The organism is Mesorhizobium sp. M6A.T.Ce.TU.016.01.1.1 (assembly GCF_003997065.1).
Taxonomy (GTDB): domain Bacteria; phylum Pseudomonadota; class Alphaproteobacteria; order Rhizobiales; family Rhizobiaceae; genus Mesorhizobium; species Mesorhizobium mediterraneum.
On record NZ_RZTJ01000053.1, the window covers coordinates 1 to 5896 of the forward strand.

At 58.6% G+C, this 5896-nt stretch carries 4 protein-coding genes and 1 pseudogene; 1 reads left to right on the plus strand and 4 read right to left on the minus strand.

Annotation, left to right across the window (positions count from 1 at the left end; all coding sequences use genetic code 11):
- Positions 1–36 precede the first annotated feature (36 nt).
- Positions 37–1620: an ABC transporter substrate-binding protein gene (locus EOC94_RS32720; protein ID WP_127295714.1), complete on the minus strand. Its 1584-nt coding sequence runs from the start codon at positions 1618–1620 to the stop codon at positions 37–39.
- A 450-nt stretch (positions 1621–2070) separates the two neighbouring features.
- Here EOC94_RS32720 and EOC94_RS32725 point away from each other — a divergent pair, with 450 nt between their 5' ends.
- Positions 2071–2985 carry a LysR family transcriptional regulator gene (locus EOC94_RS32725; RefSeq protein ID WP_281032984.1) on the plus strand — a complete coding sequence of 305 codons (915 nt, stop codon included), beginning with the start codon at positions 2071–2073 and terminating at the stop codon, positions 2983–2985.
- Between the two features lie 995 nt (positions 2986–3980).
- Here EOC94_RS32725 and trbI read toward each other — a convergent pair.
- The 3 genes and pseudogenes from trbI to EOC94_RS32740 all read right to left on the minus strand — a co-directional run.
- Positions 3981–5300 (minus strand): IncP-type conjugal transfer protein TrbI, encoded by a 1320-nt coding sequence (trbI, locus tag EOC94_RS32730; protein WP_127295718.1) that lies wholly within the window; start codon positions 5298–5300, stop codon positions 3981–3983.
- 9 nt (positions 5301–5309) lie between these two features.
- Positions 5310–5765, minus strand: coding sequence for a conjugal transfer protein TrbH (gene trbH, locus EOC94_RS32735; RefSeq protein WP_127295720.1), 456 nt, complete (start codon positions 5763–5765; stop codon positions 5310–5312).
- Positions 5765–5896 (minus strand): annotated as a pseudogene (locus EOC94_RS32740) (P-type conjugative transfer protein TrbG); the annotation flags it as partial. The gene trbH and the pseudogene EOC94_RS32740, both read right to left, overlap by 1 nt.

A 5896-nucleotide genomic window follows, 5' to 3' on the forward strand; every position in this document is an offset into this window, starting at 1 on the left:
AACCACATGTTCGTACTCGGGCCCCGCCGCTCAAACCTAAACCGACGAAAAATCGATATACAGCGGGATTCCATCCGGGCGGGTTGCGGCCTGCGTTTGCGAGGTGCGATACACGACTGGATTGCCCCCATGGGTCAGGAAACGGTAGGCACCAGAATCCTCCATGAGATCCTGCATCTCGTAATAGAGCTTCGCGCGCTCGTCCTTGTCCTCGATCGTGAGCGCCTTGGCGTAGAGCTCATCGAAACGTCCGCTGCGGAAGCGCTCCCAGTTCCACACGCCGACCTGGTCTTGCACGAACGAAGAGGTTGCGTAAGATGGGTCAGGCAAGCTGGAATAATCATTTATGATGAGTTGCAGGTCCTTCCAGCGTTCGCCCTCGGACTCCTTGCCGACTGTAGAGAACGAGCCGCGGTCCTGGACATTGATCTCGACTGTGATGCCGATCTGCGACAATTGCGCCTGTACGACCACGGCTATGGTCGAAAAAGTGCTCACATTCGTGCAATCGATGGTCAAGACCAGATCGCTCACTCCGGCCTTTTCCAGGAAGTCCTTGGCCTTTGCGAGATCGCCTTCCGGTGGGACGAGCGCCTTATCTCGGTGCCCGACAAGCCCGGGAGCAATGGTGCCCGTCGCGACGTCGGCCTGGCCCGAATAGGCGGCCTCCAGGATCTGCGGCACATTGATTGCCCATTGGATCGCCTTCCGGACATTGATGTCCTTCAGCTTGGGGTGATCCATATTCATGCCGATCCAAGCGTAACGGAGCGACGGATGTTCTTCAACATTGGTATCGGCGGGCGGAGCGCTCTTGAACTTCGCAAGGGAATCCAGACTGATGTTGGTGAAATCGATGTCGCCCGCCTGGTAGGCGCGTTCCGCCGTCTTGAGATCGGCGATCGGCAGAATGCGGATTTCGTCAAAGCCCGGCTTCGGGCCTGACCAGTCCGGATTGCGCGTCAAGAGCAGATACTGGTTCGCCTTCCAGTCGGCGAGCACATACGGGCCGGAGAAAGCGGGCGGCTTCATGCCGAAATCACCACCGTCGCTGGTTGCCTTCATCACCGCATCTTCGGAAACGATATGGCCAACCCCATAAGGGAGCGCAAGGGTCCAGAGGGGCGCGAACGGGGTCTTGAGCACGATCACGCCAGTATAGTCATCTTCTATCTCGACATGATCGAGCGGGCCCAAATCAGACATTCCTGGCGAATTGTGCTTGATCACGCGCTCGAGGGAGAATTTCACATCCTTCGCCTTCATCTCGCCATGGCCGCCAGTGAACTTGATGCCCTGCTTCAGGCGGAAGCGGATATGCGTCGGATCGACCTGCTCGACTTTTTCTGCCGCCTCCAGCTCCCAGCCCCATTCTGAGCCCGGCTTGTAATGCGTAAGCTTGGAATAGATGCAATTCATAACGTCGACATCGGGTCCACCCTGGTAGAAGCCGGGATCGAGCTTGGCGACGTCACGCACGCCGCGCGCGTTGAGCACCTTGCCTTCGGCTGCCCAGATGGCTTGCGACAATGGCATGCCCGCGGCGACGATACCCCCGCCGATCGCGGCGCCGGTTTTGAGAAAGGCTCGGCGGCTTACATTTCCTGCGATAACATTCATGATCGATTCCCCTATTGGTTGAGCAATTTCCCCTGAGCGGGGTTCGCTTTCATTTGGTAGCGCGGGAGTGCCTGCGAAGGTTCAGCTTCTCTTCTGATAGACCAGCGGCTCGAAGATATGGGCGTGCAGCGAAATGTTTTCGTTGAACGCCGCGTAATGCGGATCAAGCGTCATCATCTTGCAGGCGTCGCAACGCGCTTGCAGAAAACTTCATTCGGGTTCTCCTCTTTGTTCCAAGGCCGTCCTTTGGCTGGGTCATGCATGCCCAGATCGCTAGATGCGTCGGCGTCCGCAATTCGCGCCGATGGCCTTCTTGTTTGATGGCTAACGATGGGAAATTGTCGCGGTGCCGTCAATTTATTAAGTTCTTGTGCTACCCTATTAGGCTCGTTAATACGGTAGTTTGAACTTACTCTCCGAGTGAGAACGGCGCGTTTAGAGGATGAATTGGTGAGGGAACCAAACGAAGACAGTGGCCTCGGGTTAAAGCGCGCTCGTGCATTCGTAGAGGTCATGAAGTTCGGTTCGACGCGTCGTGCCGCGCAGTGTCTCGGTGTCACGCAATCGGCCGTCAGCCAGCAATTAAAGCTGTTCGAAGACCTGGTCGGAGAGAAGCTCTTTGTCCGAGACTGGCGCGGCCTCATCCCCACGACGCGCGCGATCGAAATCTACAACAAGATCGACCGCTATTTTGAGACGCTCGTCCGAATAGAAAAGGAGATCACCGGGTCCTTCGGATCGGCGAGAGAGAGTCTGACGATTGCCGCACCCCATCTGTCATGCCTGTCGTTTGTTCCCAAGGTTATCAGTATCCTTGATCGAACAGAGCCCGACGTGGAGTTTTATGTCAGGGCGCAGGGCTACGATCAGATCGCGCAGAACATATTGACAGGAGAGGCAGATGTGGGAATTTCCCGGCTTCCACTGGACGATCGGTTCTTTGAGTGGCGTACGATCGCGGTGAGCAAGTGTGTGTGCATGATGTCGCCCAAGCATCCCTTGGCGCACAAGAGCGAGATCACGGCGGATGACATTGCCGGGGAGCGCTACATTATTCTCGATCGTGAATTCGCGTCACATCACACTGGAATGGCGTTAGAGGAACCCGTCAAGGTGCGAACCGACGCCGTCGGCTTTGTGGGGGGATATGTGGCGGAAGGCTTGGGAATCTCAATCGCCAACGAATTCATCGCTGCGCAGTGCGCATTATTCAACCTGAAAGTCGTCCCCTTTCATCCTTCCGCGACCTACGAATACGTGGTTTTCTGGAGGCGAGGAAGCGCGAAAACGCTCCAAAGAGAAGCGTTTGCTGACGCTGTACAAAGCTGGGTAAACGACGTCGGCCTGAGGCCTGTGCGCGATTGAACCATCTGCATTTGTAGGTCCGATGCCGGCGGGCGGCAGGGTCGCCTTGGTCAGATTGTCTACGGAATACAGGGTCTAGCGGAAGTGTGCACATACGGATTTGCGCATTAAGTTATGAGCCAGACTGAGCCCCTTCCCCGACAGGTCTGATCCCGCCTTAGCGAGATCATGATCGTTGAACCGAGCGAAGCTCAAGAAGCACGCCTGAGACGGCTCAGTTTCGCTCTCTCACTGCACGGATTTTGCGATTTTTGCACGGGGGCGTCTCCAATAACCGAAACGTTGGACGTTTCTGTGCAGTCCATCATCGGCTGCGATTATGGTCCCGAGCGCGGTCCGCGCAGATGGACTTTGCCGGTTGCCAGCAGCCGATCGACTGTCAGCCGGTCGCTCTATGGCGTCACTCGTCCGCAAAGACCCGCGGCACCCCTTCGTCATCCTGCCGGGACTGCAAAATGCTCTCTCAAGCGGCTGAAGCAAGAAAGATGACCGTAACCACTTCGGTGAAGCACCCAGCAGTCTGCGACGCGGTTAAGTGGATTTTCTTCCCATTCGCGACCTCACAGTCGGGTGTGGCGATCGCTTGCGGTTTTGGGCTGTCACACTGATTGAACGGTGAGGAAATTGAGGTAGCAGCGCGCCCAGTCCGTGAGTGCACCGGCCTACAAGAACCACCGCTATCCGATCGAAATCGTGGCCCGTGCTGTCTGGATTGTCCGCCTTGCGCTCCAGATGGTGCTTGCGGCCTGATCGCTCAAACGTCATTTCGGCCTCCTGCCGTTCCATTCACGCCGCAGCTCCGGCGCGATTTTTTACCTGATTGGCATCGCAAACCAAACCGGCACGGCTCCGTCGATCCCACTCATTCTTGCCCTGGCGCAATTTAGCAATGCACTAACCAATAGCCGCTCTTGCCAACCGGAGCTTCAGTTGCAGCGGATAATCCACTTGGCTCAGTACCATTGACAGTGTCCCAGAGGAACGCCGTTCGGACCCTATCCTCTATAGGCAGCCGGGAAAATTATGTCCTGATCGACAAGGACGTTGAACTTGTAGCCGGGGCGGATATCGAGCGTCGGCTGCACGTCCATGTTTCTCTGAATGGTTCGATCGGTGAGCCGGCCGAAGGTCTCCGCGAAATTCCGTCTCGCGGCATCCGAAGCCGTGTCTTGCGTTGCGAGTGTAGAGCTCTGCGGGATCGCCATGTCCATGCCCGTGCCGATCATCGCGATGAGGATGGCCGAGCCAAAGGTCTGAAGCCACTTCCGGTCGACCTTGTCGCGGAAGCCGCTGTAGCCTTGAGCGTCCGTGCCGGCCATGCCGCCGATCTGGAGCGTGGAACCGTTCGGGAAGATGATGTCCGTCCAGACGACGAGCACGCGGCTTTGGCCGAACGATACCTTGCTGTCGTAGCGCCCGAACAGCTTCGTTCCTTGTGGGATCAGGAGACGATGTCCCGTGGCTGAATCATAGACGTTCTGGCTCACCTGGGCGGCGATGCGACCGGGAAGGTCCGAATTGATGCCGGTGATCAATGTCGCGGGAATAACCGAGCCACGCTTGAGCTCATACGGCGACTGCTGGGGGACAACACGGTTCGGTAGGTAGCCGAGTTCCTTGAGGTCGGCATTGAAGAAGTCTTTCTTTGCGCCCTGGTCGTTCGGATCGCCGTTGACGCCACCGAGACCAGCACGCAGTGCAGCCGCGTACAGGTCGGATGCTCCACCGGGGGTGGTCGCAGTGGAAATTCCGTTCGTCGTCGCGGCGGCTGCAGCGGTCGTATCCCCTCCCTGCCCGTCGAACATGCCGCGGTCGACCGCAATCGGCGAGTCGTAGGCCGCGTCGTTCGCCTGAAGCCGGGCCATCCTCTGGCGATGCCGCTCCCGGAGGTATTGTTCTTCCTGCTCTCGCTGCAGGCGGGCTCGCCAGACTAGTTCGGACTCCAGCTCCTGTGCCGGCTGTGCCACTTCCCTGCGGCCCGGCTGTGGCGTGAACGGATTGACGGAGCGCTCCTCCTCCTGCGTCTCGACCGGTGTGGGCTGCTGCGTCGTCGTTTGCTGCGGTTCTCCGATGATGGCGTCGCCTACACCTCGCTTGAGCTGGTCGGCGAAAGTCGACGCCGGATTGCCAGAACCGTCGTCCGGGCCGGGATTCTGGCGAACAAGCAGTCCGCGCGATGTGAGACCGTAGAAGATCACACCGAGGAAGGCGATGACGAGGACGATTACGATGATGATCGGCAGTCGATTGATGCGCCGGATGCCGGCCTCAGAGTCTTCGTTCGGGGCACCGCCGAGTTTAAGAGATTGCACCATGGCTCCCTCCTACCCGCGACGCATCACGGAGAGCGGGCTCGCCGGCGACGCGCCCTTCGCAGTTATCTCATAGGCACGACCGAGCTCGACACCGCTCGTCGACAGCCGCGCGAGGACTTGGCCCTCGAACGGCTCGACAACATAGGCAAGAGGAATGCTCGCCGTGCCGTTGTCGGTCGTCTGGTCGGTGACCACCGCGTATCCCCACCCTTTGAGGGCCGACTCCAGAGCTTGCCCGAAGGGCGAACCATCCTGCTTCAACGCGATCGTTCCGGTACCTGGTCCGACGTGTTCGGCAAGGCGGCTTACCATATCGCCGGCGATCGTACTTGCGGCCGGCCCGGAGATATCGGCCGGCGCCTTGCTGGCGACGAGGCCGCCCGTGCGAAGGCTCTGGCAACCGAAAAGGAAAACCGCGAGCGTGACCGCAGCGGCGAGCGAGCGAAATGAGCGGGAGATAGGCATCACCGCCCGCCCCGCCGGATCGTGACCTTCTCCTGTTTCCAGCCGACGCCGGAGACGAGTACCGCCTTATCGATCTGATAGTCGACGATCATCATATCGTTCTTCATGCGATCATTGACGATGCGGTTCTG

What these genes read in the sequence shown, in the direction of transcription:
- EOC94_RS32720 (WP_127295714.1), bottom strand. Translation starts at nt 1,620, where the DNA reads ATGAATGTTATCGCAGGAAATGTAAGCCGCCGAGCCTTTCTCAAAACC.
- trbI (WP_127295718.1), bottom strand. Translation starts at nt 5,300, where the DNA reads ATGGTGCAATCTCTTAAACTCGGCGGTGCCCCGAACGAAGACTCTGAG.
- trbH (WP_127295720.1), bottom strand. Translation starts at nt 5,765, where the DNA reads ATGCCTATCTCCCGCTCATTTCGCTCGCTCGCCGCTGCGGTCACGCTC.